Here is a 268-nt window from a genome sequence, read left to right as displayed (position 1 = left end):
TCATTAAATAATGAATAGCGACGGCGAGGTAATGATTGGGATTCATCAAGCCGCCACTTGACGTTACAATACCATGTCGGTCAAAATCAGGATCATTACCCACACTGATATCAAAATCATCTTTCATGGCAATAAGGCCTGCCATGGCATATTTTGACGAGCAATCCATGCGAATTTTACCATCTTTATCTAATGGCATAAAAGCAAAACTGGCATCGACTACTTCATTAACAACAGAAATGTTCAGGTTATATTGCTCAGCAATAAC

General features: G+C 38.8%; 1 pseudogene. It reads right to left on the bottom strand.

The features are described from left to right. Positions 1-268 (bottom strand): annotated as a pseudogene (locus MTCD1_RS19310) (phosphoglucomutase, alpha-D-glucose phosphate-specific); the annotation flags it as partial.

The organism is Colwellia marinimaniae, assembly GCF_002207865.1.
Lineage (GTDB): Bacteria > Pseudomonadota > Gammaproteobacteria > Enterobacterales > Alteromonadaceae > Colwellia > Colwellia marinimaniae.
Note: the sequence above shows the minus strand (reverse complement) of the source record. Positions and strands in the feature narration are given on the sequence as shown.